Here is a 2,546-nt window from a genome sequence, read left to right as displayed (position 1 = left end):
TCGTCTCTTTATGGACATCGAGACCGACAAACTTGCTGATCGACATTGTCCTTCTCCTTCCTGACAAGCTGAGCTTACGCCCCACCTGCCTCGAAGCGCGAGGCGAATGACGGTCATTGGGTCTAAGCAGGATTGCACTTCCTAAAAGGTTCCGAACTCGCCCACTTTGAGTATGACACCGCTAGTACGCAGGAATTACTCCGAGCAGACATACTGTGTATTCGAAAAGACTCGCATCTTAGCTCGGTGCGCTCAAATTTGATTGCAACACTGATCAGGTCCGGCGCGGCTAGAGCTAGGTAAATCGGAGACTTAGTTGCCGGGGGTCGGCGGGATCGTTCACCGCCAAGTTCCCGATCCCGCCTGTTGCTATGAACCTCCTCCGAGGCGGCTTGTCGAACGCAGTCCATTCAACATGGTTGCCGAGGGATCGGAATCGTCTCGAGCGGCATTGCGCACGACCGACACTCACCCGCTAAAGCTAAGGGCATTGGCTGAACACGTAGCAGCCCACGAAGATCGCGTTCACCGGCGCGCTGACCAAGCCGACGATACTGACGCCGGTGACTACCGCGGCGATGGCCGGCTCCGAGAACTTCCAAGCGCTCCAGTTCGACACCGCGAACCAGGTCAGCACAAGCGCCATGAACCCAGTGAAGCCGAGGCGCACTGGCAGTAGCTGTGGTGCGAACAGCAGCACCAGATAGCTGGTGAGTACCAGGGACGGCGTCAGGATCGCGCGCATGCCTGCAGCCATAACCGGGCAGGCCCGATCGCGCCAGCGGCGCTCAGCGGCCCAACAAGAATGGGGCCGCGGACCGGCAGTGCCCGCGACCCCATCTTCAAGGAGACTTCTGCGTACAGATCCGACCCAAACGTTCACCACATGGATCAGGATCCAGTGACTACCACGCCCTTCCTTTCAACTCCATTGACGGAAATCGCATATGTGCAGCCCCAATCTCTCGCCGCTCCGCGGCAAGCTTCTCCCGAGAACGCCTATGCCGTCGCCGTGCAGCTCCGCGCCGCGGGCGGCACCGAGCAGTTCGTCGTCTCCACCGGGGACCCGATGCAGCCCTTCCGGGTCAGCGGCGAGCCTCCGATAGGCCAGGAGCGGTTCCTCGCGCTGGTCGCTTGAGGAACCACTCAGCGGAAGGCGTCCGCCTTCATCAGCTCGGCCGCGGTCGGGCTTTCCACCGTCTCTGCTGCGGTGAAATAGCGGACCTGGACATGCTTGGCCGCGGCCTTCGCCATGCTGCCACGCGCATACAGGATCGCCTTCAGCCAGCTCAGGTCGACCACCGCCTGCGACAGATGAAGGTCGGACACTAGGTGCCAGATCCGCATCTGGAACGGGCTGCCATCCTTCAGGATGTCCTCGACCGCCAGATAGCCCGCGCCGAAGCGTTCACCCTTGCGTTGATCGATCTCCAGGTCAGCGAACGCCTCAAGCAGCTGCGCAACCGAATAATAGGCCGTCGCCAGATCGATGCCGATCGAGGCGCCGGCGAGCATCCGACGCGAGTGGCTTAGCTTCCGATCCTCGAAAGCATCACGAAGCGCCAGATCATAGTCAAAGTCGCGCAGTGCATCGTTGATGTGCATGGGTACTCTCCTTTGCGGGCGCGAGGTATAGAACAAACATAGAACATTGGCCAGCACTATTTTGCCTTTGCTTCCGCAGAAACTTGCAACGATTATCCACCACGGCGATTTTGACCGACCACGCTGTCGAAGGATCGAGCATGAACCCCGTTGATGATGGCGAGCGCCTTGCGCTCTGTCTGCAGGAACGCATCGCAGCACTCTCCGACGAGGAACTGCGCCAGGAGTATCTGAGCAACACCGAAGAAGCTGGCGATCCCGTCCAGGATGCCTTAGCTGCCGAGCTCGAGGTGCGGAACATCGACCTCTGACCACCGATAGCGACCAAAGCGCCTGCGCTATCGCCCGAGCGACCGATCATTTTGGATCTTTGCCGTCGTCGCCATCCTGGCGGCGCGAGATGAACGCCGCAATGATGGGAGCCACGGCCGTGATGAGGTCGATAACGAGGTGGCTGTCGACATGAACGATGAGCAAGGCATTTCTCCTGGGACTTGATGCGTGTCCAAGCTGCCCAGAGCGATGGGCGAGGTTGCCGCCGTCAGCATCTCCGGTGTTGGGAAACCCTCTTTCGCCCTTGCGACGACCCGCTTCCCCTTGTGGGATTTCCGACACGGTGCGCTGCCCTGAAGTCCGTCGACCTTTGCTCTTCAAGGCGAGGTGACTGGCGATTGCCGGCGTTTGAATTGGCCTGCGGCCAATGCCTTTGTTCGTTTGGCCGGCACCGGTGCCCTATCTCCGCGCCTGAAGGCGCTCCGACCAAGCCCGCAAGCGGTCTCGGCCCTGTCGGGTGACGACCACCTATCGTGGGCCGCGCTGCAGCCTGCACTCCCCTGCCCCGCACCTGGTCGCCCGCTGATCATGCATCCCCAGCAGCCTTCGGCTGTCGAATGACGCGCATCGGCGCGTCATGGGCTGCTTGTGAGCCCATGATCTCACCG

The 2,546-nt window shown here is 60.9% G+C and carries 4 protein-coding genes; 2 read left to right on the top strand and 2 right to left on the bottom strand.

The annotated features are described in order from the left end of the window. Nucleotides 1-481 precede the first annotated feature (481 nt). Entirely contained in the window at nucleotides 482-745 is a 264-nt protein-coding gene (locus CA234_RS23925) for a hypothetical protein (RefSeq protein ID WP_126002926.1), read from the bottom strand. A gap of 186 nt (nucleotides 746-931) precedes the next feature. Between CA234_RS23925 and CA234_RS23920 the strand changes: the two genes are divergently transcribed. Next, complete coding sequence (locus CA234_RS23920; protein WP_346962899.1) at nucleotides 932-1,138, top strand: hypothetical protein; 207 nt, start codon at nucleotides 932-934, stop codon at nucleotides 1,136-1,138. An 8-nt stretch (nucleotides 1,139-1,146) separates the two neighbouring features. Here the strand turns inward: CA234_RS23920 and CA234_RS23915 are convergent, their stop codons facing one another. Then, entirely contained in the window at nucleotides 1,147-1,605 is a 459-nt protein-coding gene (locus tag CA234_RS23915) for a hypothetical protein (protein WP_126002925.1), read from the bottom strand. A gap of 140 nt (nucleotides 1,606-1,745) precedes the next feature. Between CA234_RS23915 and CA234_RS24550 the strand changes: the two genes are divergently transcribed. Further along, nucleotides 1,746-1,916, top strand: coding sequence for a hypothetical protein (locus CA234_RS24550; RefSeq protein WP_164521932.1), 171 nt, complete (start codon nucleotides 1,746-1,748; stop codon nucleotides 1,914-1,916). Nucleotides 1,917-2,546: the final 630 nt, after the last annotated feature.

It is taken from the genome of Sphingomonas sp. ABOLE (genome assembly GCF_003950455.1).
Classification (GTDB): domain Bacteria; phylum Pseudomonadota; class Alphaproteobacteria; order Sphingomonadales; family Sphingomonadaceae; genus Sphingomonas; species Sphingomonas trueperi.
Note: the sequence above shows the minus strand (reverse complement) of the source record. Positions and strands in the feature narration are given on the sequence as shown.

Coding starts and splice junctions, on each gene's coding strand:
- CA234_RS24550 (WP_164521932.1), top strand. CDS start 1,746: ATGAACCCCGTTGATGATGGCGAGCGCCTTGCGCTCTGTCTGCAGGAA.
- CA234_RS23915 (WP_126002925.1), bottom strand. CDS start 1,605: ATGCACATCAACGATGCACTGCGCGACTTTGACTATGATCTGGCGCTT.
- CA234_RS23925 (WP_126002926.1), bottom strand. CDS start 745: ATGCGCGCGATCCTGACGCCGTCCCTGGTACTCACCAGCTATCTGGTG.